General features: G+C 45.8%; 22 protein-coding genes, 2 tRNA genes and 1 riboswitch. Of the genes, 8 read left to right on the top strand and 16 right to left on the bottom strand.

Going from position 1 to position 26541, the window contains the following annotated elements; translation table 11 throughout:
- Positions 1-142: 142 nt before the first annotated feature.
- The 3 genes from KDM90_RS03060 to KDM90_RS03050 all read right to left on the bottom strand — a co-directional run bounded on the left by KDM90_RS03060 (position 143) and on the right by KDM90_RS03050 (position 2729).
- Positions 143-2257, bottom strand: a complete 2115-nt coding sequence (locus KDM90_RS03060) for a TonB-dependent siderophore receptor (protein ID WP_212674082.1) — start codon at positions 2255-2257, stop codon at positions 143-145.
- Positions 2258-2314: 57 nt separating this feature from the next.
- A riboswitch (TPP riboswitch) is annotated at positions 2315-2412 on the bottom strand.
- A gap of 101 nt (positions 2413-2513) precedes the next feature.
- Positions 2514-2589: transfer RNA gene (locus KDM90_RS03055), tRNA-Asn, on the bottom strand.
- A gap of 64 nt (positions 2590-2653) precedes the next feature.
- A tRNA-Asn gene (locus KDM90_RS03050) sits at positions 2654-2729 on the bottom strand.
- 334 nt (positions 2730-3063) lie between these two features.
- Here KDM90_RS03050 and uvrB point away from each other — a divergent pair.
- Positions 3064-5157 carry an excinuclease ABC subunit UvrB gene (uvrB, locus tag KDM90_RS03045; RefSeq protein WP_212674081.1) on the top strand — a complete coding sequence of 698 codons (2094 nt, stop codon included), beginning with the start codon at positions 3064-3066 and terminating at the stop codon, positions 5155-5157.
- 88 nt (positions 5158-5245) lie between these two features.
- On the opposite strand, the gene cphA is transcribed toward uvrB, so the two are convergent.
- Entirely contained in the window at positions 5246-7816 is a 2571-nt protein-coding gene (gene cphA, locus KDM90_RS03040; protein ID WP_212674080.1) for a cyanophycin synthetase, read from the bottom strand.
- 89 nt (positions 7817-7905) lie between these two features.
- Positions 7906-10086, bottom strand: coding sequence for a cyanophycin synthetase (locus KDM90_RS03035; protein WP_212674079.1), 2181 nt, complete (start codon positions 10084-10086; stop codon positions 7906-7908).
- A gap of 408 nt (positions 10087-10494) precedes the next feature.
- Here KDM90_RS03035 and KDM90_RS03030 point away from each other — a divergent pair, with 408 nt between their 5' ends.
- Complete coding sequence (locus tag KDM90_RS03030; RefSeq protein ID WP_212674078.1) at positions 10495-12759, top strand: cyanophycin metabolism-associated ABC transporter; 2265 nt, start codon at positions 10495-10497, stop codon at positions 12757-12759.
- Positions 12760-12761: 2 nt separating this feature from the next.
- Positions 12762-13229, top strand: coding sequence for a cyanophycin metabolism-associated DUF1854 family protein (locus KDM90_RS03025; RefSeq protein ID WP_212674077.1), 468 nt, complete (start codon positions 12762-12764; stop codon positions 13227-13229).
- Positions 13230-13306: 77 nt separating this feature from the next.
- Here the strand turns inward: KDM90_RS03025 and KDM90_RS03020 are convergent, their stop codons facing one another.
- Positions 13307-13855, bottom strand: a complete 549-nt coding sequence (locus tag KDM90_RS03020) for a GNAT family N-acetyltransferase (RefSeq protein ID WP_329605286.1) — start codon at positions 13853-13855, stop codon at positions 13307-13309.
- A gap of 95 nt (positions 13856-13950) precedes the next feature.
- On the opposite strand from KDM90_RS03020, the gene KDM90_RS03015 reads away from it, so the two are divergent.
- The 5 genes from KDM90_RS03015 (at position 13951) to KDM90_RS02995 (ending at position 17433) form a co-directional block, all read left to right on the top strand.
- Positions 13951-14940, top strand: coding sequence for a fumarylacetoacetate hydrolase family protein (locus KDM90_RS03015; protein WP_212674075.1), 990 nt, complete (start codon positions 13951-13953; stop codon positions 14938-14940).
- Positions 14941-15139: 199 nt separating this feature from the next.
- A complete protein-coding gene (locus KDM90_RS03010; protein ID WP_212674074.1) occupies positions 15140-16081 on the top strand; it encodes a CysB family HTH-type transcriptional regulator in 942 nt (313 codons plus the stop codon).
- Positions 16082-16154: 73 nt separating this feature from the next.
- Positions 16155-16808 (top strand): class I SAM-dependent methyltransferase, encoded by a 654-nt coding sequence (locus KDM90_RS03005; RefSeq protein WP_212674073.1) that lies wholly within the window; start codon positions 16155-16157, stop codon positions 16806-16808.
- Positions 16809-16820: 12 nt separating this feature from the next.
- Entirely contained in the window at positions 16821-17123 is a 303-nt protein-coding gene (locus KDM90_RS03000) for an SCP2 sterol-binding domain-containing protein (protein ID WP_212674072.1), read from the top strand.
- A 7-nt stretch (positions 17124-17130) separates the two neighbouring features.
- Complete coding sequence (locus KDM90_RS02995) at positions 17131-17433, top strand: 2Fe-2S iron-sulfur cluster-binding protein (RefSeq protein ID WP_212674071.1); 303 nt, start codon at positions 17131-17133, stop codon at positions 17431-17433.
- 25 nt (positions 17434-17458) lie between these two features.
- On the opposite strand, the gene KDM90_RS02990 is transcribed toward KDM90_RS02995, so the two are convergent.
- From KDM90_RS02990 to KDM90_RS02945, 10 genes are all read right to left on the bottom strand, one after another.
- Positions 17459-18700 (bottom strand): glycosyltransferase, encoded by a 1242-nt coding sequence (locus KDM90_RS02990; protein ID WP_212674070.1) that lies wholly within the window; start codon positions 18698-18700, stop codon positions 17459-17461.
- A gap of 121 nt (positions 18701-18821) precedes the next feature.
- Complete coding sequence (locus KDM90_RS02985; RefSeq protein ID WP_212674069.1) at positions 18822-20384, bottom strand: NAD(P)H-hydrate dehydratase; 1563 nt, start codon at positions 20382-20384, stop codon at positions 18822-18824.
- Between the two features lie 16 nt (positions 20385-20400).
- Positions 20401-21204 carry a flagellar biosynthetic protein FliR gene (fliR, locus tag KDM90_RS02980; protein ID WP_212674068.1) on the bottom strand — a complete coding sequence of 268 codons (804 nt, stop codon included), beginning with the start codon at positions 21202-21204 and terminating at the stop codon, positions 20401-20403.
- A gap of 10 nt (positions 21205-21214) precedes the next feature.
- A complete protein-coding gene (fliQ, locus tag KDM90_RS02975; protein ID WP_212674067.1) occupies positions 21215-21484 on the bottom strand; it encodes a flagellar biosynthesis protein FliQ in 270 nt (89 codons plus the stop codon).
- Positions 21485-21494: 10 nt separating this feature from the next.
- Positions 21495-22217 (bottom strand): flagellar type III secretion system pore protein FliP, encoded by a 723-nt coding sequence (gene fliP / locus KDM90_RS02970; protein WP_212674484.1) that lies wholly within the window; start codon positions 22215-22217, stop codon positions 21495-21497.
- Between the two features lie 115 nt (positions 22218-22332).
- Complete coding sequence (gene fliO, locus KDM90_RS02965; RefSeq protein ID WP_212674066.1) at positions 22333-22776, bottom strand: flagellar biosynthetic protein FliO; 444 nt, start codon at positions 22774-22776, stop codon at positions 22333-22335.
- Positions 22776-23204 (bottom strand): flagellar motor switch protein FliN, encoded by a 429-nt coding sequence (gene fliN, locus KDM90_RS02960; RefSeq protein WP_212674065.1) that lies wholly within the window; start codon positions 23202-23204, stop codon positions 22776-22778. The genes fliO and fliN overlap by 1 nt, the downstream gene beginning before the upstream one ends.
- The gene (gene fliM, locus KDM90_RS02955) at positions 23197-24210 is read right to left on the bottom strand and encodes a flagellar motor switch protein FliM (protein WP_212674064.1); all 1014 of its coding nucleotides are present in this window, start codon (positions 24208-24210) and stop codon (positions 23197-23199) included. The genes fliN and fliM overlap by 8 nt, the downstream gene beginning before the upstream one ends.
- 6 nt (positions 24211-24216) lie before the next feature.
- Positions 24217-24711 (bottom strand): flagellar basal body-associated protein FliL, encoded by a 495-nt coding sequence (fliL, locus tag KDM90_RS02950; RefSeq protein ID WP_212674063.1) that lies wholly within the window; start codon positions 24709-24711, stop codon positions 24217-24219.
- 327 nt (positions 24712-25038) lie between these two features.
- Positions 25039-26538 carry a flagellar hook-length control protein FliK gene (locus tag KDM90_RS02945; protein ID WP_212674062.1) on the bottom strand — a complete coding sequence of 500 codons (1500 nt, stop codon included), beginning with the start codon at positions 26536-26538 and terminating at the stop codon, positions 25039-25041.
- Positions 26539-26541: the final 3 nt, after the last annotated feature.

Raw genomic sequence — 26541 nt, 5'->3', positions numbered from 1 at the left:
GAATAAACTTTAATCCCGAGCATTTGACTCAAGTATAGCAAACTTGAGTAATCTTGTCAGGTACTGGCTATTTTTGCTGGATTGGCGCGTGGCCGAGGGAAGAGAGGGCGAATTGATCAATTCGCCCTGTGTCGAGATGGCGTTAGAAGTCAAACTGTCCCGAGATTTTATAAGTACGCGGTGCGCCTGGGAATAAATAGCCGCCCAAGCTTTGCGTTACATCACGCCAGTAGAATTTATTGAAAGCATTGTTAATATCGAAACGGAAGGTGCTGACTACGCCTTGAATTTGGGTGGTGTAGCGCGCACCGAGATTGACGACATTAAATGCCGGCACACTGACTTTATTGTCAGGGCTAAAAGTTTTACTGCCAGAGTATTGCCAAGATGCGGTTAAATGCGTACCAGCCCAAGCAGTAGGAGCGTAATCGGTGTAAATCGTCGATTTGAAATTGGGTACATTGGTCACTCGTTTGCCTTCTATGCTGGCGTCTCCCGTATTGTTTTGATGCGCATTCAAGGCGGTCGCACTTAATCCTAACATCCAATTGCTTGCCAGATTGCCTTGCGCAGCGATTTCAAGGCCGCGATGTTCTGCTTCGCCAGCACTCACAAACATGTTTACTGCGTTCGTGTACTCGAGTGGTTTCGTGATGCGGAAAATGGCTGCTGAAACATTCAAATCGCGATCTATCGCCGATTTGATGCCCATTTCGATTTGCTTAGATTTGCCTGCATCGAGCATTCTATTCTCGTTGCTGGTGCCGATAGGGGCTACACCGCCGTGTTCCAGTCCTTCGCTCAGGCTGAGATAGGTGCTGGTTGTTGGTGTCGCTTTATAGACCAGTGCTACATTTGGTAAATTGTATGACTGACTAAAGTTTGGACTGCCCAACTGTGTTCTATCGACATCGAGGTGACGCAGGCCAAGGTGTAAATCGAATTCTTGATTAAGTTTGACGATATCTTGAATGAAGGCGGACAACTCTTTATCGGTACGGCGCAATAAGACTGGCCCGGGTTTGCCGCTTGATGGCGGGACTGCCAAAGGATGGAAAAGATTGCTGCTGCCTGCGTAGTCATATACGTAGTCGCCGTAATAATCGCGACGTTGTGAGTGATTCACGCCGAAAGCGATTCGATGTTGTAGTTCGCCAGTGGCGAATTTGCCGCTGACGATGGCTTGAATGCCGCGCAGTTTCTTTGATTCGCCAGGACTTTGGTAATCGTAAACATCATAGTCGCCGTTCGCGCAATAGCCGGGATACAGTTCTTTGGCGCTGCAGCCGTAAGGGAATGCGGTGAAATCGTCGCGTTTAAATTCGTGTAAATTGGCAGCGACTTCAGTCGTCCAATCTTGATTGATTTGGTATTCAAATCGCAGGCCGAGATTGCTGTTTTTTGTGTCGACTGGCTTGACCCATTTTTGGTCGTTCAACATCATGTCGGCTTGAGTGCCGCGTGGTAGTTCTGTGCCGTCAAATAATTGAAAGCCAGGAACCGAAATTTGCGACTTATGTTGATAGTCAGCATCGATTTGAAAAAGCGCTTGTGAACTGAGTTGCCAATCAAATGCGACTCCAGCAAATTGACGTTCACCATCAGCACCTTTGACATATGAGCGTAGCTTTTCAATTGCGGCATTGATGCGATAACCAAACTGTTTGTCATCCGATTTGCCACCTAAATCAACGGTGCCATACAAAGTACCACGTTCGCTAGCTTCCAGTGTAGTTGAGCGCAATAATGAGTTGGTTGGACGTTTTGTGACGTAATTAATGATGCCGCCGGGTGTGGTGAAGCCGGACTGCAAACCACTGATGCCTTTGAGAATTTCGAGTCGTTCTTTATTTTCTAATGGGATTGAAGCGTCACCAGGAATGGCGAATCCGTCTTTCCGATAGCTGGAGGAATTGTCTAAGGTAAAGCCGCGAATAGAAAACTGCTCTGCATAGCCAACTGCATTGTAGGCATCGCTGACGCTGGCATCGAATTTCATCGCGTCGCTGGTTTGGCGTACGCGCAAATCTTGTAATTGGCTGGCGGAAAAAACATTCAGTGTTGCCGGAGTGTTTTGTAGTGTATTCGCAATAAATCCATTCGCTTTGCTGGTGTCAACTTTGTTGCTACGACTGGCGCTGACGACAACTTCTTGTAATGTTTGTTCTTGGCTTTGCGCGGATGCGTTACTAGCAACTGCGAGCAATTGTGTAATGGCGATGGTGATGAGGCTAAAACGAAAACGTGGGTTTGACATGATCTACTCTTCTACTTGGTTGTGTCTGGACGAGCCAAGCAAAAGAGGGCGGATGAGCAGAGTCATCTTGCGCTTCCCTTCGCTGGCATTATCCAGATCAGGTTCAAGGGACTATCTCACCCGTACATTGTCGTACAGGACCCCTAGCGAAGGCGAGACTTTAACATAAAACCGCTTTGAGGGTTTGGGTCGATGAGTAGTAATTGTGCTTGAGTGAAAATGAAAAAAGCCTTGTATTTCTACAAGGCTTTTTATTTGGCTCCCCGACCTGGACTCGAACCAGGGACCTGCGGATTAACAGTCCGTCGCTCTACCGACTGAGCTATCAGGGAATAGAAGAATAAACTTCTAAAACTTTACTGCAGCAACGATGAAGTTGCTATCTTGCGAATTCTGTGGCTCCCCGACCTGGACTCGAACCAGGGACCTGCGGATTAACAGTCCGTCGCTCTACCGACTGAGCTATCAGGGAACAGAGACAAACATTATAGGGAGCTTTCCTATTCTTGTCAAAAGTTTTTAGGTTGGGAGGCCAATTTTATTAGAGATGAACGTTTTGTTTCCTCTTGACTGAACTGATGAGTTTTTATCTTTCGTTGATTGTTTAAAACTCTAGAAATGAGTGAATTGTTCTGCGGATTGTGCTCGCAAAAGCCACGTCAGTAAAAATACTGATAATATGTACAGCTTATAAGCGCTCGATTAATTGGTAAGGTTTGTTTTTGCGAAAAGGATAAACAAATTCTATCGGTGAGAAGTCAATCTTCTTCGAGTTCCAGATGAAATAGTAGGGAATAGGTCTAATTATGAGTGAGTTGCAGTCAGTTCCTACCAATGATAATGAAGCGAAATTTGTGAGCTTTCCAGATTCGCCGTACCAGCTATGCCAAATATTTCCACCTGCGGGTGATCAGCCGACGGCAATTGCGCAGTTGGTGGAAGGGATACAAGATGGCTTATTTTTCCAGACCCTGCTTGGAGTGACAGGCTCGGGTAAGACTTACACGATGGCGAATGTGATTGCGCGCACCGGACGCCCGGCCATTATTTTTGCGCCAAACAAGACTTTAGCCGCCCAGCTCTACAGCGAGTTCAAAGAGTTTTTTCCACGTAATGCCGTCGAGTATTTCGTCAGCTACTACGATTACTACCAGCCAGAAGCTTACGTGCCGCAGCGTGATTTATTTATTGAGAAAGATTCCGCGATTAATGAGCACATTGAGCAAATGCGCTTGTCCTGCACTAAATCATTGATGGAGCGACGCGATGTGATTATCGTGGCGACCGTTTCTGCGATTTACGGTATTGGTAATCCCAATGAATATCACAAAATGATTTTGACCTTGCGTGCGAAGGACAAACTAAGTCAACGCGATGTGATTGCGCGTTTGATACAGATGCAATACACGCGAAATGAAGTGGATTTTGGTCGCGGTACCTTCCGTGTGCGTGGTGACACCATCGATATTTTTCCAGCTGAGCATGCTGAACTCGCGGTGCGTCTAGAAATGTTTGATGATGAAGTCGAGAGTATCGCGTTGTTTGATCCTTTGACGGGGCGCGTCAAGCAAAAAATTCCGCGCTTTACTGTCTATCCTGGTTCGCATTATGTGACGCCGCGCGAGACTGTTTTGCGGGCGATTGAAACCATTAAAGAAGAGTTGCGCGAACGTTTGGATTTTTATCGTCGCGAAAATAAGTTGATTGAAGAGCAGCGCATCGAGCAGCGTACGCGGTTTGACTTAGAGATGATGGCGGAAATTGGTTTTACCAAAGGTATCGAAAATTATTCGCGTCACTTAAGTGGTGCAAAACCAGGTGAGCCGCCACCGACTTTGGTTGATTATTTACCCGCCGATGCACTGATGTTTCTTGATGAGTCACACGTACTCACAGGCCAATTAAGTGCGATGTATAACGGTGATCGCTCACGTAAAACCAACTTGGTCGATTACGGATTCCGCTTGCCGTCGGCCTTGGATAATCGCCCGCTCAAATTTGAAGAATTTGAGAGCAAGATGCGGCAAACTGTGTTTGTATCTGCGACCCCAGCAGAATACGAAAAGCAACATTCGGATCAAGTGGTGGAACAAGTGGTGCGCCCAACAGGCTTGGTAGATCCTCGCATTGAAGTTCGTCCAGCATTAACGCAAGTGGATGATTTGATGAATGAAATTACTTTGCGTGTGAAACTGAATGAACGTGTTTTGGTGACGACGTTGACCAAGCGTATGTCAGAACAGTTGACTGAATTCCTAGGTGACAACGGCGTTAAAGTGCGTTACTTGCACAGCGATATCGATACGGTTGAGCGCGTAGAGATTTTGCGCGATTTACGTCTTGGCGCGTTTGATGTATTAGTGGGAATTAACTTGTTGCGAGAAGGTTTGGATTTACCTGAGGTTTCTTTAGTGGCGATTTTAGATGCGGATAAAGAAGGTTTCCTACGTTCTGAACGCAGCTTGATTCAAACTATTGGGCGCGCAGCACGAAATCTCAATGGTACGGCGATTTTGTATGCAGATCGCGTCACTGATTCTATGCGTCGAGCAATCGATGAAACTGAGCGTCGTCGTGCTAAACAGATTGCATTTAATGCAGCGAATAATATTACGCCGACCAGCATTAATAAAAAAATTAAAGATATTATTGATGGAGTGTATAACCCGCAAGAAGCGCGCGATGATTTGATGGTGGCGCAAGAGCAAGCCAAGTACGAGGCGATGAGCGAGAAGCAAATTAGTAAAGAAATCAAGCGCTTAGAGAAACTAATGCTGGATCATGCGAAGAATCTTGAGTTTGAACAAGCAGCTAAAGTGCGCGATCAATTGGCTATCCTGAAAGAGCAATTATTTGGTGCTGGTGGGCATGATAATGTGACTTCAATTTTGGGGCGTTAACCAGTCAACATTTTTACTAAATTACGATAAATAAAAAAGCCGGACTAGTCCGGCTTTTTTACGATTTAAAACGAGATGTAACGTCGATTTAGCCTTCAGCGATTCGCTTCGCAATATGCGACAAAGCTTCTTCAACCTGATCAATCAAAATGAGGCATAAGTCCCCCTCACCTAAAGTCGACAGTGCAGTGTCAATCGCGATAAATTCACCATTGATTTCTTTGATATCCGTCGTCCGTTTTGCATTCGCCAAACCAGAGCGTAAGAGGGCGACGACTTCGCCATCTGCACGACCGCGCTGACATTGATCTTGATACAAAATAACTTGATCAAAGGCGTTGCCGAGAATTTCGGTTTGTTGGCGAATATCTTGATCACGGCGATCACCTGCGCCACTAATCACCACTGAACGACGATTGCCTGGCATGCTTTCGACAGCTTGAACTAAGGCGGTAATCGCATCCGGATTGTGACCATAGTCCGCGATCAAAGTCGCACCGCGATAGTTGAACACATTAAAGCGTCCAGGTGCATTGTCGCTATCATTCATAAAGGTTTTTAAACCTTTGCGAATCGCATCCCAGCTAATGTTCGTTGCCCAAGCTGCAGCGACTGACGCCATGACATTTTCAACTTGGAAGCCAATTGTGCCGTTACGTGTAATGGGGATTTCTGATAAGGGAATTCTTTGGGTCAGTTTCCCCTCAACCGCGACAATTTCATTGTCTTCAACGAACACCACGCGATGGCCCTTCACACGATGTGCCGCCATAATGGGTAAATTGCTATCGACAGCAAAGAAAGTGACTGCGCCCGTGCAATTGTTTGCCATGCCTGCAACGATTGGGTCTGCGGCATTTAAAACTGCGACACCATTGTCAGCGACGTTTTGAACGATAACCCGTTTGAGAACGGCAAGATCTTCAACAGTGGTAATGTAGTTTAGTCCGAGGTGATCGCCAGAACCAATGTTGGTCACTACGGCAACTTTGCAGCGATCATAGGCAAGACCTTCACGTAAAACACCGCCTCGCGCTGTTTCAAAGACCGCTGCATCGACATCGGGGTGCGATAAAACATTGCGTGCACTACGAGGTCCGCTACAGTCGCCACTGTCAATTTGATGACCTTCGACATACACGCCATCCGTGTTCGTCATTCCGGTGCGTAAACCACTAGTCGTCAATAGGTGTGCAATTAAACGCACTGTGGTCGTTTTTCCATTCGTTCCTGTTACCGCGATGATAGGGATGCGTCCATCATCGCCATCGGCAAACATCGCAGCGACGATCGCTTCACCAACTGCACGACCTTTACCAAAAGAAGGCGATAGGTGCATGCGTAAACCGGGCGCAGCATTCACTTCAACGACACCGCCATTCTGTTCTTCAATTGGTTTTAATACGCTATCGCAAACGACATCGACGCCACAGATGTCAAGTCCAACCATCTGTGCAGCCGCCACTGCGCGAGCTGCGACTTCTGGATGAACGTCATCGGTGACATCGGTTGCGGAGCCACCAGTTGAAAGGTTGGCATTGTTTCGCAAAACTACTCGTGTGCCCTTGGCTGGTACTGAGTCGGCGTCATAGCCTTGTTTTGCCAAGCTTGCTAGTGCGATGTCATCGAAACGAATTTTTGTCAGTGAAGTTGCATGACCGCTACCACGGCGCGGATCTTTATTGACTTGATCGACTAATTCACGTACCGAATGCGTACCATCGCCGACTACTTGAGGCGGATCACGACGTGCTGCTGCCACGAGTTTGTTGCCTACAACGAGTAAGCGGAAATCATTTCCAGGGAGATAGCGCTCGACTAAAATGTCATCTCGGAATTCTGACGCTGCAGCATAGCCCGCTTCCAATTGTTCGCGAGTTGTCACGTTGACGGTGACGCCTTTTCCCTGATTTCCATCTTTGGGTTTGACAACCACAGGGAGCCCAATTTCTAAGGCGATATTCCAAGCATCTTCAACGTCTATAGCTGTGCGCCCGAGTGGTACTGGCACCCCAGCCGCATCAAGCAATTTTTTTGTTAATTCTTTATCTTGGGCTATGGCTTCGGCGATTGCACTGGTGCCATCCATTTCGGCTGCTTGAATTTTTCGTTGTTTGCTACCCCAGCCGAATGTGACAAGGCTACCGCTGGTCAAACGACGATAGGGAATATTTCTCGCTACTGCAGCATACACGATGGAGCCTGTTGATGGTCCAAGGCGCAAATCTTCGTCGAGTTCGCGTAATGCATTCAGCGCGGAAGCCAAATCAAAGCTGGAATTGCTGAGAGCAGCTTTGCATAATTGTTCGGATAATTCAAATGCAAGTCGTCCCACGTCTTCTTCTGTATATTCGACTACGACTTGGAAAATTCCCTCTTCCAAGGTTTGGGTTGTGCGGCTAAAAGTTACGGGACAACCAGCCTGTGCTTGTAGGGCCAACGCCGCTAATTCAAAGACGCGTGCGAGTGGAATTGCGTCGTCATGTCCTGTCGCTTGCAGCGGTCCAATATCTGGGAATAGCGCACGAAGGCGCGATTCGAATTCTGGGATGGTATTGATCGATAATTCCTCTGGGCTGCAGCGAACGATCGCTTCAACAGCAGTATGATGACTCCAGAGGTTAGGGCCACGCAGTGCCCTGATTCGCGAAACTTCCATAAACCTTTGTCCTATCTTATGGCACAGGTGCCAAAATTTTGTCTTTTCGCATTCAGCAAGCAGTTGCTTGCTTGGATGAATGACTGTTTTTAATAGTGTTTTTTGGGCGGATTTGAGTCAAAATTTCTCAAAGCTGCAGCAATCAAGTCGGGCGTAATATCGAGCGCCCAAGCTGCCGCGACTGCCGCCATGATCACTAAAGGTTGTTCAGCTTTTGAGGCCTTTAATGAAGAAAGGGCAAGCAAGTTACGTTCTTGGCTACCAGTTGCCAGTACAATCTGATCGTTCTGTAGATAAACCGCACGTTTACCGATTTGTAAATGCTTGCAAATTGCTGTGTTGTGGGTTGAATGGCCGTAATAAATGACTTCGCCATCCGACAAATCAGCCAACTCTTGCGCTTGAGCGATTTCAGCATTGATGACCGCACAACCACTCGGCAGAACAACATCGACTTGTGTACGCAGGATTTTGAACATTTGTTCAGCATCATTAATATAAAAATCCGCTAGATCTTCAAAACCGTCCAAGTCTGTCACTACACCGACTGCACATTTGTCGTAGGCCAAACCATTTTCTAAAATGCGTTTCGCGTTGGTTTCAAAGACAGCGTTCTGCACGTTTCGATTTAATAGCAATCGTTGACCTGCATCCCACGAAGTACAGTCAGATTTGACAACTTGACGTTGATCTAGATATAGACCATCTGCACAAGCGACTCCAGAGTAGGTGCCACTCATGCTGAGCATGCTAGAAACAAGACGGGCGATCAGGCTGCCGCCCCGGCTTCCTGCAATCCCAACGATAGGCATGCGACCATTATCTTCTGGCCCGAATAAATGCTCGATAATTGCAGCCCCAACTTCGCGCGGTTTTCCGACGGCTGGTTTTAAATGAGACAGTAATCCTGGACTTGCATTGACTTCAATGATCGCACCTTTTTGTTCTTGCAATGGGCGCGAAATGTCTTCGCAAACTAGATCGATTCCGGCAATGTCTAGGCCAACAATACGCGTTGCCAACGCGACCAAACGTGCATTCTCAGGATGAACTTGGTCTGTGACATCAATTGCAACGTTGCCATTTGGTTGAATTAAGACTTTCTGATCTCGGGCTGGAATCGAATCTGCATTCATGCCTTGTCGTTTCAATTCAAGGATGATTTCGGCGCTTTGATCGGGTTTCACGAGACCAAGTGGAAATTCTTCTGTTTCGCCACGACGAGGGTCGGTGTTGATTTGCTTTGCAACCAGCTGTTTGATACTGGACTTCCCATCACCATTGACCCATAGCGACTCACCTTTCGCGGCTGCAGCTAGTTTATTGCCAACGACAAGTAAGCGATGTTCATCGCCGACGACATACCTTTCTACGATGACGCTACGGCTGTCACCTTGGTGGGAAGCAATCTCGTAGGCAGCGTGCACATCTTCTTGGGTCATTAAATTCAATGTCACGCCGCGTCCATGATTGCCATCATAGGGCTTCACAACGACTGGGAGACCGATATCTTGCGCTTCTTCCCAAGCTTCTTCCGCGCTGCGAACTAAACTACCCTCAGGTACAGGAACGCCGCATGCTTTCAAAAGCGACTTCGTCATATCTTTGTCGGACGCGATGCTTTCGGCGATTGCGCTTGTGCGATCGGTCTCTGCGGTCCAAATTCTACGTTGCGCAGCACCATGTCCAAGCTGCACAAGATTGCCTTCGGTTAGTCGAATCGAAGGAATATTTCTGTCGGTCGCTGCATCCACAATGTGTGCGGTACTTGGACCTAAACACAATGCATCAACCATGTCCCGTAACTTTGTTAATTCGCCGTCAAAGTCGTAGGCTTTGTCATCAATTAGTGAAAGTAATAATTCACGCCCCATCGCGAATGCAGCGCGACCTACCTGTTCTTGGCGGGTGCGAAAAGCCATTTTATAAACACCGTCAATGTGAGTGGAACGCGTTTGTCCAAACCCAGTTTTCATGCCTGCTAAATTTTGCAATTCAAGCACAACATGTTCAAGGATGTGTCCAACCCATGTGCCTTCTTTTAGGCGCTCTAAAAAGCCACCAATTTCTCCGACACCACATCGATGTTGCATTAATCCTGGGAGCGTCGCTGTGAGACGCTCATACAGGCCGGGGAGAAGGTTGGAGGGGAGTTGTTCGAATTCACCGATATCTAAGTAAACTTCGATGACTGGGCGATATGTCCAAATATTCGGTCCACGCAGATGCTTGATGCTGAGCGGAGTGATGTCTTTCTTTTTTGTAGTCATGAATATCAATTATTTTATGGAATGATGACCTAATCATTCATTTTCATTTTGTCGGAACTCAAGCTGGTAGTCATTGCCGTTCGAGCGTATTAACGAATTCGCAGTCGGTCGGGCTGACATACATTGTTAAATACAGCAAAATTTGAAATGGTTATTCCAAAGCTTGCTGGTATACTTCTTATTGATCACAAAAATGGATAATCTCCTTGATCCTGTTTCCTTTTCGACAGAATACCGTAAATTGTGCTTTCAGTCATACAGCTTGATGCATCCTCGGGTAGTTTTATCGTGCTTTTTTTACTGGAGTCCATCTTCAGGTCACCCGTTCTTGCGAAAATAATGCGGTTTTTTTAATAATTGATTGTTTTTTCATGGAAGTGAAAAAGCGTTTTTGGAGTTCATTGAACAATGACAACAGGTGTATCCATAGCCGCTAATTCTGTAGTAAATGTTCCTGCAGAATGGAAACAAGAATTGAATTTGCAATTAGTGCAAGATGAATTACTAATGAGTGCTGTTGAGACTGATTTGGATGCAAAATTGCGCTTTCAAGCGGGATTAATTGTTGTGACGAACCGTCGACTTTTGTCTAAATCACCAGACTGCGCAGAATGGACTAGCTGGGCTTTTTCGGACGGACTGCAGTTGCGGCACCACGATCATGCTGGCGTGGGGCACCTCGAACTTTCAGATGCAAATCATTTGTTAGCGCATTGGCGCTTTACGCTCGGACAGAACTTGTTGATGATCCGGCTAATGGACGCGTTTCGAGAACAGCAACATGAATTTTTGACAGGTCGCCCAGTTGAGCGGATCGAGCAAAATGTTTGTCCAAGTTGTAAGGCAGTTTTGGAGCCAGACCAGGACGAATGCCCCGTATGTACAAAAGTGGTACACACACCACCATCGACTTGGACCTTATTTCGCTTATGGCGGTTCGCTCGTCCATATAGAATTCCCCTGTTGATTGGGTTTACTCTCATGTTCTTAGGGACAGCAGCGCACATGATACCGCGCTACTTGACCAAGCCATTGACGGATAAAGTTTTGATTCCGTATCAAAATGGGCAGCATGTCGAGCCAAGTCTTGTTGCAATTTATATTGGGGGCTTGTTTGGCGCCGCTGTTTTGGCGTGGCTTTTAAGTTGGGGAAAAACTTACATTTTAGCGTTAGTGTCCGAGCGCATTGGTGCCGATTTGCGCACGGCAACCTATGAACACTTGCTAAAGCTGTCGTTGGAGTATTTTGGCAGCAAACGTACAGGCGATTTGATGTCGCGCATTGGCAGCGAAAGTGACAGAATTTGCGTTTATTTGTCCTTGCATTTATTGGACTTTGCGACGGACGTCCTGATGTTTTTGATGACAGCGGCGTTTCTCTTGACGATCGATACCAAATTGGCCTTGGTGACGCTCTTGCCTCTACCACTGATCGCATGGGCGATACATATGGTTCGTGATCGACTGCGAACAGGGTTTGAAAAAATCGATAGGGTTTGGGGCGAAGTGACAAATGTTTTAGCTGATACCATTCCGGGTATTCGTGTGGTGAAGGCATTTGCGCAGGAACAGCGCGAGGCGACACGTTTTCGCGAGGCAAATAAACACAATTTGGCTGTGAATGATAAGTTAAATAAAGTTTGGTCTTTATTTTCGCCAATCGTCTCTTTCCTCACCGATGTTGGTATTCTCGTCGTTTGGGGTTTTGGTATATGGCAGGTTTCTCACAACGAAATTACGGTCGGTGCATTGGTGTCAGCGGTTGCATTCATTAGTAATTTTTATGGTCGCATTGATTCAATGAGTCGGATTGTTTCAGTGACTCAGAAGTCAGCCTCAGCGGCGAAACGGATTTTTGATATTTTGGATCATGTTTCTAGCGTCCCAGAGCCGCAAAATCCAGTCAAAGTTCAAGAGGTCAAGGGACAAATTGAGTTACGTGAAGTCGGATTCCGCTATGGCAATCGCGCAGTCAATCGCAATGTAAGCTTAAATATTCAGCCCGGTGAAATGATTGGCTTGGTTGGTCATAGTGGATCCGGAAAGAGCACTTTGGTGAATTTGATTTGCCGATTCTATGATGTCGCGGAAGGGGCAATTTTGCTCGATGGTGTGGATATTCGGGCTTTTGCTGTTGCAGATTATCGACGCAATATTGGGTTGGTCCTACAAGAACCGTTTTTGTTCTTCGGAACGATCGCGGACAACATTGCCTATGGTAAGCCAGATGCGACGCGAGAAGAAATTATCGCAGCGGCCCGAGCTGCACATGCCCACGAATTTATTTTACGTTTGCCTCAAGGATACGATTCGATGGTGGGGGAACGCGGGCAAGGATTATCTGGTGGTGAGCGGCAAAGGATTTCGATTGCACGCGCTTTGCTGATCGATCCACGTATTTTGATTATGGATGAAGCAACCTCTTCAGTTGACTCTGAAACGGAAAAAGAAATTCAAAAGGCGCTGGATAATTTAGTGCAAGGGCGCACAACAATCGCGATCGCACATCGATTATCGACTTTGCATAAAGCTGATCGTTTAGTCGTCTTGGATCGTGGCGAAATCGTCGAGGTTGGTAGTCATGACGAGTTGATGGCAAAGCAGGGAGCTTATTTTAAACTGTATGAAGCGCAAGCCAGAAATGCGGCTGCAATGGCGATCGGAGGCGAATAAATATGACAATCACTTTTCAATTGCGCCGCAATTCATTTGCGCAACTCGTCCTAACCGATTTAAATGGTGTAGAACATGTGGATGTACGTCCTGTTCGCGCATTTCCGATTCAATCTCCTAACGATGGCATCTCTTTGGTCAAAGAAAACGGCGCAGAAGTTGCTTGGATCGATCATTTGTCTGACTTGCCTGCACCTATTCGAGATTTGATTAGCACTGAATTGGAGGGGCGCGAGTTTATGCCGGAAATCAATAGCATCACGAGCGTCACAAGTTTTGCAACCCCTTGCACTTGGCATGTGCAGACTGATCGCGGTGCGACACACTTTGTGTTAAAAGGTGACGAGGATATTCGCCGGGTTGGTAAAGAGTCTTTACTGATTTCCGATAATCATGGCATTCATTTTTTAATACGCAACATGTACGAAATTGATAAACAGAGCCGTAAAATTCTTGATCGTTTTTTATAGAGTTTTTGGTAGTTATCCAAGGCAAAAAACGGGCACATTTGATGCCCGTTTTTTTTGAATTTCAGTGTCTTGATCGATCAAAATTGAATTTGAAAAAATTTGACTTCTTTGCCCTCATTCCATGCGATCGTCTGTACGAAATGAAGTCCCATTTTGAGCAGAAGCTTTTCTGAAGCGATGTTGTGAGGGGAGGTAATCGCGACGAGTTTCGTCAGTTTCAAGTGGTCTTTCGCGTAAGCTATTACAGCAAGACCGGCTTCATAGGCGTAAGCTTGTCCAGTAAATTCAGGAAGGTAAGCATAGCCAATATCAATATCTTCTAATTCAGGACGTTTGACTAAGCCGCAAAGACCAATTGCGTTACCGTCAATTTTTCGCTCAACTAAATACAAGCTAAATCCCATTTTCGCTTGCACGTCTTGATGTCCAGTCTGTATCGCTTTTTTTGCGTCCTCTAGATTACGAATTCCTTTATCGCGGATATTGTCGATGAATGTCGGGTCGTTTACGAGTTGTAAGTAGAAAGCCGCGTCGGATTCGTCCATCGTACGAAGTCTTAGGCGTTCAGTTTCTAAAATGATCTCTCTGTCCAAATTTTTCTCCCGCCGAATTTGTCGTGAAAACACGAATTTTTTGCTTGATCAAGGTACAATTTCACCGAATGCCTTATTCTATGGCGAATTCCTCAACTTATGTGAATTGATAAAGATTCGGTACAACAATGAAATTAGCGACGTTAAAAGATGGAACACGTGATGGCCAACTTGCGGTTGTATCACGGGACTTGAAGACCGCACAGATAGCAGATGGCGTTGCGCCAACATTGCAGCACGCGTTGGATGATTGGAATTTTATTGAGCCACAATTGCGTGAAATTTATGAAAGATTAAACGCCGGTCGCGGCATCAATAGTTTCGATTTCGAACCAAAGAATTGTATGGCACCGTTGCCTCGCGCCTTTCAATGGGCCGATGGTTCAGCTTATGTGAACCATGTTGAATTGGTGCGCAAGGCAAGAAATGCAGAAATGCCTGAAAGTTTTTGGCATGATCCCTTGATGTACCAAGGGGGCAGTGATGACTTTATAGGCCCGATGGATGATATTGAGTTGATCTCAGAAGAATGGGGAATTGACTTCGAAAGCGAGGTCGCAGTGATTACCGGCGATGTGCCAATGGGAGTAAAGGTACAACACGCGGCGGAGCACATTCGCTTATTGATGTTGGTTAATGACGTGTCCTTACGCAATTTGATTCCCGCTGAATTGGCAAAAGGTTTTGGTTTCTTTCAATCCAAACCTGCATCGAGTTTTTCACCGGTTGCTGTAACCCCTGATGAATTAGGGGACGCGTGGAAAGATGGTAAGGTTCATTTAGCATTGCGCTCTAGTTGGAATGACGTTCTAGTTGGTCAACCGAATGCTGGCGTGGATATGGTTTTTTCATTTCCCCAGTTGATTACGCATCTGTGTAAGACCAGAAATGCCCGTGCGGGGACGATTATCGGATCAGGTACAGTTTCGAACAAAGATCCCAAGAAAGGATTTAGTTGTATTGCAGAAAAGCGCGCTTTAGAAATGATTGCAGATGGCGAGGCAAGTACCAGTTTTATGAAATTCGGTGATCAAATTCGGATCGAAATGTTCGATAAACAAGGGAAAACGATTTTTGGTGCTATTGAGCAGAGTGTGGTCGAGTGCGCGAAGAAATAGCGATGCATGATTATTTGAACTGAGAGAAGTTTTTTTCTAGAAATTCCATTCTTGAGCCTATATACTGTCTAAGTTATATAAACTGAATAAAGTGTTTCTTTGTGGTATAAAGAAAAGCAAAGAAATGTCGATGCTTGCAACTAAATAGTCGTTGAATTCGTACCGTAAAATGACTTTATTCTGACCCAAGGATGCATGAATGAATCTCCATCAATTACGTTTTGTCCGTGAAGCTGTCAGACAAAACTTCAATCTTACCGAAGCAGCAAAGGCACTATTTACTTCACAGCCTGGCGTTTCGAAAGCAATTATTGAATTAGAAGAAGAATTGGGCGTCGATATCTTTGCCCGCCATGGGAAACGTATTCGAGGCCTCACCGAGCCAGGTCGTGCGGTGCTGAAGTCGGTTGAAATGATTATGCAAGAAATTGATGGCCTGAAGCGCATTGGTAAAGAATTTGCCGCACAAGACAGCGGCAGCTTTACGATTGCAACGACGCATACGCAGGCGAGATATGCTTTGCCGAAATTAGTTCAAGCCTTTATGCAAAAGTATCCCAAGGTCCGATTGTCCTTGCTGCAAGGCAGCCCGAAACAGATCGCAGAAATGGTGATGCGTGATCAGGCCGATATTGCCATTGCGACGGAAGCGATTACCAGTGTCGATGGCCTTGTTTCGATGCCATGCTACCAATGGGAACATGTGGTAGTCGTAGCTCCCGATCATCCATTAATGAAGTTGAAAGCGATTACCTTGGAAGAAATCGCACGCTACCCACTTATTACGTACGATGCGGCATTCGCTGGGCGTAGCAAGATTGATCACGCTTTTGAGCTAAGGCAGTTGAAACCCGATGTTTTATTGGAAGCGATTGATGCCGATGTGATTAAGACTTATGTCGAATTAGGAATGGGCGTAGGCATCATCGCCGGAATGGCCTTTGATGCTGAACGTGATGTCAATTTACGTGCGATTCCCGTTGGGCATTTATTTGGGATGAATGTGTCGCGAGTTGCAGTGCGCCAAGGGGCTTATTTGCGAACTTACATGTACACGTTTATTGAAATGTTGTCACCGACCATGAACAGAAAACTAATTGATCAAGTGATGCAGGGGGGGAAGGATAATTACGACCTGTAATTTTATTTGGATCAACTTACCCTGAGATTCAAGCACTGAGAAGTAGGGGATTGAAGCGTTTTGAAAGAACACAATGACAACTGAAGTTTTGGCAAATTATTATGCACTATGTGCAGAAAATTACGATGAGAAATACCAAGAACCTGATTTGGAAGAAGATGCCTATGCGGCAGCGGAACACGTAAGTGCCGCTTTAGCAGGGCGAGAAGTCTTGGAGCTGGGCTGTGGTACCGGCTACTGGACGCAACATTTCGCTGAAACAGCAAACGCAGTGTTGGCGACAGATATCAATGAAGTGATGCTGGAAATCGCGCAAGATCATGATTATCCCGATGGTAAAGTCGAGTTTGCGATAGCAGATTGGCGCAATTTAAGTTTGCCGAATGATCGGCAATTCAACGCGTGTTTTGCCGCAGGTGTATGGTCGCATGTACGGCGCGATGAATATAGCATGGTCCTAGCGAACATTAAGAAAGCAATTGGCAGCGGTGGATTATTGGTATTGATTGATGACAATGTTGTGGAGGACTTTACTGCTCCCACTGCGCGTACTGATTCTGACGGTAATACTTATCAAATTCGCGAGACACCTGACGGGAGTCGCCTTGAAATCATCAAGAATTTTCCCACTGATAGCTACTTAAAGAAGAAATTTTCTGCCGTCGCCCGCGATATTCGTTTAAGTCGTAATGAGTTCTTTTGGATGTTGACTTGCGTATTGAAATAAAGGGTGTGTGGGATGAACAGTCAGCTCGTCGAGTGTACGAATAGAATCCGTGAAAAGTTGGGGCAGAACAGTAGTTTGCACGCGACTCTGAAATTTGATTGTGGAGTGGAAGGGGTCGTGTTCGTCGATGCCTTGCAAAATCCCCACATCGTTGACAATCAAAGCCGCGAGGCAATCTGCACTGTGACTTTGTCATTGCTAGATTTAGTTGCCCTTTTAGATGGAGAATTGAAGCCTGTTCAGGGTTTCATGAGCGGTCGTTTGAAATTGGCGGGGGATATGAGTGTCGCTATGCGCCTGCAGAAAGTCGTTTGAGTAAGCTATGTCTACCGAGAATTCGCGAGAATTTCGAGTAACGTTGATTAAGCAAAACAGGGAATTTGTCTGTAATGAGGGCGAACCAATATTGTTGGCAGCGTTACGACAAGGCGTCCGCCCAGCGAACTCGTGCCGTAATGGCAGTTGCAGGACCTGCTTATGCAAGACTAAATTGGGTGAGGTGTATTACCAAATTGAGTGGCCAAGCTTAAGTTTCGACGAGAAACAGGATGGTTATATTTTACCTTGCGTAGCGATTGCTCGTTCAGACATCGCGATTCTAGATTGGCCTATCGTCGTGTTGTAACATTTGCTTTCGATGGATTGGTAAATTAGAGAGCAGTCCCGTGTGATTTGACCCAAGCTAATTGTGCCGGTAGACAAACAGTTTTCAGGTCGTAGCGTTCGCGTACCAGTTGCCTCGCATTGGTGCTTAAACGTTGGCGTTCGTCCTTATTTTCGAGTAAATCGCAGATCGTTTTTTGTAATCCATCGCTGTCGAAAAAATTCATTAGTTTTCCCTGAACGCCGTCTTGAATAACCTCACTGACAGGTTCTGTATTACTGGCGACGATAGCACAGCCAGCACTCATCGCTTCGAGTAAACTCCAAGACAAAATAAATGGATAGGTTAAGTAGACATGGACGCGCGAGACTTGCAAAAGAGCGAGATATCTTGCATACGGTACAGTGCCCAAGAAATGGATGCGTTGAATTTCTTGTTGACTAAGCTGCGGTTTAATTTCATCAAAAAAAATAGTTTTCCAATTTTGACCTTTGGGGGCGCTTTCCCCGTAGCTCACACTCTCTCCACCGACCAACAGGACTTGCGCGTTGGGGCGTGCCTTTAACAGTGCGGGAAGCGCTCGCATAAAGATATGGTAGCCGCGGTAAGGTTCAAAATTTCGATTGATGAAAGTAATGATTTCATCCTTTTTTGTTACAGTTAGCGCGGAATTGACTTGAAAACTGATTTGCTCATCGGGTCTAACTAAATCAGTATCAATTCCATCATGAATAACCCGTAGCTTTGTTTGAAACCAAGATGGAAAGCTACTTGCTTGCCAATGTGTCGGGCTAAGGGCAGCATCCGCGTTCTGCATTTGAAACAGATTGTGCATATTTTTAAGTTCGATCGAACACTCAGATCCAATACCGGCAAGAGGAAATTCAGGATCAAACCCAGTATCAAAACCTTTGCTGTGATAGTAAAACTCGGAGTAGAGGAGCAGCTTTGCATTGGGCCAAACCAGTTTGAGAAACATGGCTTCTCCCCAGCCTGGGTGGGCAAAAATTAGATCAGGGTGGAATCCTTGTTTTGCTAATTCCCGTGCACAATACATGACTGCCTCAGCACGAATGATCTTGCTCTCCGTCGAGATCAACCAAGGATGAATATCTCTTGAATTGACACGGCGGGTTGCGTATTTGTGGATAGAAACACCGTTCCAAACCTTCCCAAGTTGTGGGGTCAAACAAATTGCTTTTATTTCGTTATTTGTATCTCGGGCGAGTGCTGGCGCAAGATGCTTGAATTGTGCAGGGAAATTTTGGTGTACGAATAAAATTTTCATTTGACGAAAAGTGGATCTCAAGAGCAAGAATTGTAAATTGAATTCTGAGTTTGCGTTGTTTTTTATTTAACCATTAAACGTCTTTAACTTGATCGGCATGTCAGACAGGGCGTATGTCGTCCTAGCGTTGTAGTTGATTTAGAATCTGACGAATTTGTGTGGGTAGTTCGCTGGCGCACAGGCCAATTGGACCCATGCCTTCTTCAACATATGTATCTGCTGCTAAGCCATGCGTAAATACGGCTAAACAAGCTGCTTGTGAACTTGATAGTCCTTGCGCCAAAAGTGCGCCACATAGTCCAGCTAAGACGTCGCCAGTGCCAGCCGTAGACAAGGCTGGATTTCCCGTATTGTTAATCCAAAGTTTCTTTGAATCTGCGATTACTGTACCTGCTCCTTTGAGAATCACCGTGGCGTTAAATTGTTCGGCCAATGCTTGTGCTGCTTGCATGCGATTACTTTGTATGGTGGCTGCCGTTGTGTTGAGTAAACGTGCTGCCTCCAAGGGATGAGGGGTAATGATCGTATCAAGATGATTGGTTTGGCGATCACGCAAATAAGCTTGAAGCGAGGTGGAGTCTGCGATTAAATTGAGCCCATCTGCATCGATGACGAGTTTTTTGCAATCGGTCAAGGAACGTTCAATTAAACGCAGTGCTTTTTCACTTTTTCCTAAGCCTGGGCCGACAACTTGCACCGATACCGACTCTGGAATGCGTTCGGCGTCGCGACACATGAGTTCGGGATGCAAGGAATCAAATAACGGCACTGCGCCACAGAATCCAATAAAAATCTTCCCCGCACCACCGAATAATGCTGAGCGCCCAGATAGAATCGCCGCACCTTGCATGCCCTCCGCTCCGCCAATAACTAAGACCTCGCCAAAGCTTCCTTTGTGACTATCCTGCAAGCGCGTAGGCAAATAATTCCTCATCATCGATGGTGTCAATAGTATTGCGCTTGGAACGCAGGGTACATCCAGCCGTAAGCCTAAATTTGCAAGATGAACTTGGCCTGCGTAATCTTTTCCTTTGCCTGTGTAAAGGCCTGGCTTGTTCGCGATAAAGCTTATCGTGTGACTAGCCCGAATAGCTGGGCTATGGTCTCCAAATAGTTGACCCGTATCAGCATTTAATCCACTCGGGACATCTAAGGCTAGGACGGGGACCAAAGGAGGGGTATTTTTTAAATTGATCGAATTGATTAGAGCAGCAACTTTGCCATCAATAGGGCGATTGAGTCCTATTCCAAATAAACCATCAACAATGATCGCCCAATTGTGTAAATCGGACTGCTCAAACCTTGCGAGCGAGATCCACCTTATCTTGGATTGATCAAAGTTCTTCACTTTATGCAGACTCATCTGCGCTTCAGCGGAATAATTTTCCACTTGTCCCATCATGATGATATCGACGATGAATTCTTTGCTGGCTAATTCGGCTGCGACTTCGAAAGCGTCACCCCCATTGTCCCCGGCGCCGACAAGTATTAGGACATTTCCGGTCTTGCTACCCAGCAAGTCTAGAATTAAATCGACCGCGGCCTTGCCCGCTGCTTGCATCAAAGCACCGATGGGTAATTTCCGCTTCATTTCGAGTTCGAATGCTCGGATTTGTTCAAGTTGAAATAGCTCTTCCTGAGTGACCATAGCATTGTTGCTTTCGGATGCAATACCTTGAAACATAAGTACCTGTATGGAATTAGGGTCTCTTCATAGGAATTGTTGGAGGCGCGCTTCCTAACGAATGGATTGTGTTGAGTCCATGTTGGAACATATTTTCCAACGGCAGTAACAAATAGGGAAGGATCAACATTAACATCAAAAAGCCGACCGTGATCGTGATAGGAAACCCGATTCCGAATAAGTTCAGTTGTGGCGCTGCGCGGGTCAAAATCCCGAGAGCGATATTGGTAATCAACAAGGCAGCCACGATCGGCATCGACAATAACATGCCGATCTTAAAAATCTCTTCGCCCCAAATAGCCAAACGCTGAGGGCTAAATCCCATGTGCAATGAGGTAGAAATAGGAATGCTTTTGAAACTCGTGATTAATGCTTCAAACATCGCAAGATGAACGTTTAAGCTCAAGAAGATCAAAGTCGTAATAATGACTAAAAATTGTGCGATCGCAGAGGATCGACCGCGTGTTTGTGGGTCATAAAATGTCGCGAAACCTAAACCCATTGTTAAGCCTATCATCTCGCCCGCCATCTCGACACCAGCAAAAGTAACGCGAACGATGAAACCCATTGCAACCCCAATGATCAGTTGTTGCAAGATAACAGCAATCCCTGTAATCGAAACTAAATCGACATGATCGATTGCAGGGATACTCGGCGCAACGATCATTGCGAGAAAAAAGCCTAGCGCGATCTTCACTCTGACTGGTACGCCGTTGTTTCCAAATGGAGGCGCAATGGCAATGAATCCTAAAATGCGAGTGAATGGCCACACAAATGCGGCAATTAATGCAATTAGATCATTGCTGTTGATAGAGACCATACCAATATAATTAGCCAGAAACCATGGCAATACCTGTAAATACTTCGCGCATGTAGTCCCCGAGGACGCTTAACATCCATGGGCCTGCAACAACGAGCGTAATAAATATCCCGACTAACTTGGGAATAAACGAAAGCGTCGCTTCATTAATTTGGGTGGCGGCCTGAAAAATACTGACAATCAGCCCAACCCCTAGCGCTACTAGCAATAGGGGGGCGGAAATCATTAGAGTAATTTCCATTGCATGACGACCCATCGTCATTACGCTATCTGGTGTCATGGTTTTTCCTTTAGTAAAAACTTCGAGCAAGTGAGCCGATCAACAACTGCCAACCGTCTACCAACACGAACAACATCAATTTAAATGGCAATGAAACGATGGAAGGGGAGACCATCATCATACCCATCGCCATTAGAACGCTTGCGACGACCATATCAATAATTAAGAAAGGAATAAAAATCGCAAAACTAATTTGAAAGGCCGTCTTCAATTCACTGGTAATAAACGCGGGGATCAAAACGCGCAATGGAATATCTTCTGGTCCTTGTAATGCCGGCGTGTTGGAGAGCTTGACGTACAGCGCAATGTCGGACTCGCGAGTTTGCTTCAGCATAAATCCTTTTAGCGGTTCGACACCTTTCTCCATTGCTTTTTGCATCGTGATTTTATTTTCAGAAAATGGCAGATAAGCGTCTTCATAAATCTTATCAAATGCAGGACCCATTACAAATAGCGTAAGAAAGAGAGAAAGCCCGATCAACACCTGATTGGGCGGGGCAGATTGCGTCCCAAGCGCCTGTCGCAATAATGATAAAACGATGATGATCCGTGTAAAGCTGGTCATCATTAACAGCGCCGCTGGGATAAACGCCAACGAAGTGAGGAAAAGCAGCGTTTGTATGCTTAGCGAGTAATTCTGACCACCGCCTGCGGCTGGTGCGCTAGTGATAGCTGGCAATCCTGCGCTTTGGGCAATTGCATAGTCTGTTGTCGACAGACAAAAAAATAGCATGGCCAACAAGGAGGGCAATGCTATACGGTGGCGCTTGAGTCCATCCGAAGAAAAAATTGCGCCGAAAAATGTAAACAGATTTTTTTTCATAAACAGCATCCGCAAAATCGCAGATTTAAGGATTAGGCGATGCGCCCTTGTCGATCGTTTTCTTAAGCCAATCGGCGAACGGAACCGATACATTTGTTGTTGGGTGACTGTTTGCCGGAATGTCTTGCTTCGGCATCGTTGATAAAACATTGATTTGTTGAGACGTCACACCGATCACCAACCATTGGTCGGCAACTTCGATTACCATCACACGCTCTCGATTACCAACGGTGGTTCCACCGATGATTTTAACGGGGAGTTGCTGATTGTTACCGATTGGACCAACACGTTTAACGATCCAAGCGAGCAACAACATAATGCCAATCACGACAGCGAGCGCCAAAAATATCTGTAATAGACCCGTGCTGGCAGCGACCGCACCTGATTGTGCATAGGCGAAATCTACAATACCCAACATGATGATGGCGAAAGAGGCATGCAAAGCAAGCGGTGTGCTTCGGGCTATCATTATTTATTAAGCTTTCTGATGCGCTCTGCCGGTGTAACAATATCGGTCAATCGAATACCAAACTTATCATTGACCACCACCACTTCACCTTGGGCGATTAAGCAACCATTTACCAAAACATCCATCGGTTCACCAGCGAGGCCATCCAATTCAACCACGGAACCTTGAGCCAATTGCAGTAGGTTTTTGATCGCGATTTTGGTACGTCCTAATTCAACTGTGAGTTGAACGGGAATATCGAGAATGAAATCAATGTCGTTGTGGGTCTGGGTTTGCGGACCCTTGCCGAATTCTTGGAATAAACCCGCACCAGATTGAACATTTGCGCCACTTGCCGCGCGAGCGGCTGCTTCTGCATCTGCTTTTTCTTGTTCGGCAATCGCCGCGCCCCAATCATCTTCGCTGATTGGATTGTCATTTTCATCCATTATTTTCTCCCTGCAGCGACTCATGCGCTATTTCATTGACACTGGAACCGAGCATTTTTTCGACACGCAAGGCATACTGTCCGTTGAATACGCCGTATTTGCATTCCATCACTGGCGTACCATCGACTTTAGCTGACACGATTTCTGGTACGGACAAAGGAATAATGTCTCCCACCTTCATGTTCAAAATGTCGCCCAGACTAACTTTTGTTGTTCCTAAATCTGCAACGATTTCAACTTCCGCAATTTGAATTTGTTGGGTCATGAGGCGAACCCAGCGTTTGTCAATTTCGAGTGTTTCACCTTGCAAACTACTGGTTAACAAATCACGAATTGGTTCTATCATCGAATACGGCATGCACATGTGCATTTCGCCGCTCACTGGGCCTAACTCGATCGTGAATGTTGTCGAGACAACGACCTCGTTTGGTGTCGCAATATTTGCAAATTGGGTGTTCATTTCTGAACGAATATATTCGAATTGAATTGGATAGACCGGTTCCCATGACTTGGCATAGGTTTCATAAATGATCTCTAAAATTCTTTGAATAATTCGTTGTTCGGTTTGCGTAAAATCACGCCCTTCGACGCGGGTATGGAAGCGGCCATCGCCACCAAATAAATTGTCTACCAAAAGAAAAACTAAACCAGGATCTAACACGATCAGAGAGGTGCCACGAAGCGGCTTCATATGTGTCAGATTGAGATTGGTCGGGACGACTAGATTACGAATAAATTCACTATATTTAGAGACTTTTACCGTACCGACAGAGACTTCTGCGCTGCGACGAAGAAAGTTAAATAAACCAATACGCAATAGCCGAGCAAATCGCTCGTTGATAATTTCCAAGGTCGGCATCCGACCACGAACGATGCGTTCTTGAGTCGCCAGATTATAGGGGCGGACGCCTGAGGTATCTTCAAGCGACTCTGAGTCGTCTTGATCGCCAGTGACGCCCTTTAGTAGGGCGTCAACTTCTTCCTGTGATAAAAAATTATCAGACACGATATTTTATTGAACTACAAAAGAAGTGAAGAAAACGCCACTGACATCTTGTGGCTCACCTTTTGGTACAAAGGGCAAACTGATCTGTTGGGTAATTTCTTGAATTAATAAGTCTTTGCCTTCAGGGGTGAGTAGTTCTTCTGCATTCTTACTGGACAACAGCATAATCAAGCGGCTTTTCACTTGTGGCAGGTTTGCTTTAATGAGATTGACCGTTGCATCATCACGCACCTGTAATGTCATTTGTACTTGCAAATATTTTTCACCAAATTCGGACTGCAAGTTGACTACGAAAGGTTCTAAAGGCAAGAAAACTGGTGCCTTGGCTGGTTCTTCTTTGTGTTCTTTGGCAGCAGGCTTTTTTTTCATAAAATACATTGCACCACCACCGATGCCACCAAGCAGAAGAACGGCTGCTGCGCCAATGACGATGAGTTTCTTTTTTGATTTTCCAGCTGGTGCGGCTTCTGAATCAGCTGGTTTTGCGGGTGCTTTTGACATATTGAGTTCTCGCCGATATTGAAATGTTGGTTCGATTGAAGAAATTATCGCGTACTTTGTATCGTTTCTATCTTAGAAAAAGAGTGGTTTTTGTTGCTTAGCTCTCAATTTATAAGACAAACTTAACGACTATTCTTTCTTCGATTCGTACGTCTCGCGATGATTTAATTTAAACAAAGCGAAGATCGTAAGCAAATACAAAGGAATTTTGCTCGCGGTTAATTATAGTATCGTTTTTGAGCACCATGACCCGAATACGAAACGCGTGATAAAAATCATGGATTTTCATCACGCATTGACAACATTTTACCTATTCGTACGAAAATTTCACACGAAAGTATCAACCAAACCGAGTTCTCTGCCTGTCGCCCGAGCTGGAGTTGTTATAGGCATTTCAATTTCACTTGCATTGTCGGCGCGTTGGCTTGATTGAAATTGCGTACGTTGCGAACTGTCAGATTGAAATCCCTGACCAGACTGAGGTGATTCTGCGCTGACTGAAAAACCGGATAAAGAAATGCCCGCATTGTCCATCATTTCCCGCAGTTTTGGGACGGCCGATTCGATTGCCTCTCTTACGTCTAAATGCGAAGAGACAAAACTTGCGTCAACAAAGTTATCGCTGATGCTTAACACAACCTGAAGTGGACCAAGATCAGGTGGATTTAAACTTAATTGTGCGCTTTGTTCACCGCCTGCAACCATCCAAACAATCTTTTGTCCAATAGCTTGATCCCACGCTTTGCTTCCTACTCGCGGCCCGATATGTTCAGTGCTGGGTAAGCTGCTGAGTGTTTCTATATTGGACTGCAAACTTGGCGCTGGCACCATGGCTTCCGCTCGGTTTTGTGTCGAGACATTGAACGTTTCATTCGAATTTATTCTTTGGGTATTCGCCTCTGCAAGGTGTTCTTGTTCGAATTTGGCATTCAATTGGTTACGGAAGCTATCTTGTGGCGTAATATCGACACCCTTGTTTTGTGAGGGCTCTATGCGCACATTTTCCGTGTCAGTGAGCGTGTTGTCCGTTTGGGGCGAGAGTTTGAGTGGTAGTTCGATATCGTCGGGTGCTACTCTCTCATCGATGTCTACTGTTGCTTGATTCGTTAAACTTTGATTGGACAACAAAGATTTTAATTCCGAGGTCATCGGCGCCGGCGAGCTTAACAGATCTTGAGCGACCAAACTGGTCAAAGTACTTTTTTCCGAACTCGGATTGGTCTCGGTCAATTCGGATTTACTAGTGTCAATTTGATTTCGGTAGCCGGCAGGATCAATATTTTTGGGAAGTTTTTCCATAAAGCTGGAAAACGTCATTTCGCTATCTTGCACATCCGCATTTGCTGTTGTCGTCACATTGTCATCAGTTGAGGTGACGGGCAGGCCCATACTGGCATCGCCTACCAAGCTATCCGATGCTATGAGGTCGGGTTCTTTGCCACTATTTTCGTCAATGGGGCTTGCATCATTTCGTGCAACGATCGTTAGCCGATTGACCAATGACAGTAATGTCGCGGGGTCAGCGAGATTGACCGACACCGTTTCGTCTTTTTCCTGGTCATCTTGCTGAATTGAGTCTCGATTATCCGAATTGCTGGTTTCTGTGCTAATTTTATTCGTGGTCGGAGACGTTGACGCGTTTACTTTAGTCTGTGCCGGTGTCGGACTCTTAGGTGACTCATTCCCACTTTTTTTCGCTTTGTTGGCGTATTCGTTTTTGAGAACTTGATTGAAGGAATTTCCGCTCCTTAATTCGGGGGAAGTCGGAGTCGTTTTCGCCGCAGCGATGATTGGTAGTATCGGCGTAATCGTATGCGAATTAGGCATTTT

It is taken from the genome of Affinundibacterium fentianense, from assembly GCF_018139545.1.
GTDB classification, from domain to species: domain Bacteria; phylum Pseudomonadota; class Gammaproteobacteria; order Burkholderiales; family Burkholderiaceae_D; genus Undibacterium; species Undibacterium fentianense.
The sequence above is the reverse complement of the archived record's forward strand: the minus strand, read 5'-3'. Positions and strand labels throughout refer to the sequence as shown.

What these genes read in the sequence shown, in the direction of transcription:
- KDM90_RS03060 (WP_212674082.1), bottom strand. Translation starts at nt 2,257, where the DNA reads ATGTCAAACCCACGTTTTCGTTTTAGCCTCATCACCATCGCCATTACA.
- uvrB (WP_212674081.1), top strand. Translation starts at nt 3,064, where the DNA reads ATGAGTGAGTTGCAGTCAGTTCCTACCAATGATAATGAAGCGAAATTT.
- cphA (WP_212674080.1), bottom strand. Translation starts at nt 7,816, where the DNA reads ATGGAAGTTTCGCGAATCAGGGCACTGCGTGGCCCTAACCTCTGGAGT.
- KDM90_RS03035 (WP_212674079.1), bottom strand. Translation starts at nt 10,086, where the DNA reads ATGACTACAAAAAAGAAAGACATCACTCCGCTCAGCATCAAGCATCTG.
- KDM90_RS03030 (WP_212674078.1), top strand. Translation starts at nt 10,495, where the DNA reads ATGACAACAGGTGTATCCATAGCCGCTAATTCTGTAGTAAATGTTCCT.
- KDM90_RS03025 (WP_212674077.1), top strand. Translation starts at nt 12,762, where the DNA reads ATGACAATCACTTTTCAATTGCGCCGCAATTCATTTGCGCAACTCGTC.
- KDM90_RS03015 (WP_212674075.1), top strand. Translation starts at nt 13,951, where the DNA reads ATGAAATTAGCGACGTTAAAAGATGGAACACGTGATGGCCAACTTGCG.
- KDM90_RS03010 (WP_212674074.1), top strand. Translation starts at nt 15,140, where the DNA reads ATGAATCTCCATCAATTACGTTTTGTCCGTGAAGCTGTCAGACAAAAC.
- KDM90_RS03005 (WP_212674073.1), top strand. Translation starts at nt 16,155, where the DNA reads ATGACAACTGAAGTTTTGGCAAATTATTATGCACTATGTGCAGAAAAT.
- KDM90_RS03000 (WP_212674072.1), top strand. Translation starts at nt 16,821, where the DNA reads ATGAACAGTCAGCTCGTCGAGTGTACGAATAGAATCCGTGAAAAGTTG.
- KDM90_RS02995 (WP_212674071.1), top strand. Translation starts at nt 17,131, where the DNA reads ATGTCTACCGAGAATTCGCGAGAATTTCGAGTAACGTTGATTAAGCAA.
- KDM90_RS02990 (WP_212674070.1), bottom strand. Translation starts at nt 18,700, where the DNA reads ATGAAAATTTTATTCGTACACCAAAATTTCCCTGCACAATTCAAGCAT.
- KDM90_RS02985 (WP_212674069.1), bottom strand. Translation starts at nt 20,384, where the DNA reads ATGTTTCAAGGTATTGCATCCGAAAGCAACAATGCTATGGTCACTCAG.
- fliR (WP_212674068.1), bottom strand. Translation starts at nt 21,204, where the DNA reads ATGGTCTCTATCAACAGCAATGATCTAATTGCATTAATTGCCGCATTT.
- fliQ (WP_212674067.1), bottom strand. Translation starts at nt 21,484, where the DNA reads ATGACACCAGATAGCGTAATGACGATGGGTCGTCATGCAATGGAAATT.
- fliP (WP_212674484.1), bottom strand. Translation starts at nt 22,217, where the DNA reads ATGCTATTTTTTTGTCTGTCGACAACAGACTATGCAATTGCCCAAAGC.
- fliO (WP_212674066.1), bottom strand. Translation starts at nt 22,776, where the DNA reads ATGATAGCCCGAAGCACACCGCTTGCTTTGCATGCCTCTTTCGCCATC.
- fliN (WP_212674065.1), bottom strand. Translation starts at nt 23,204, where the DNA reads ATGGATGAAAATGACAATCCAATCAGCGAAGATGATTGGGGCGCGGCG.
- fliL (WP_212674063.1), bottom strand. Translation starts at nt 24,711, where the DNA reads ATGTCAAAAGCACCCGCAAAACCAGCTGATTCAGAAGCCGCACCAGCT.
- KDM90_RS02945 (WP_212674062.1), bottom strand. Translation starts at nt 26,538, where the DNA reads ATGCCTAATTCGCATACGATTACGCCGATACTACCAATCATCGCTGCG.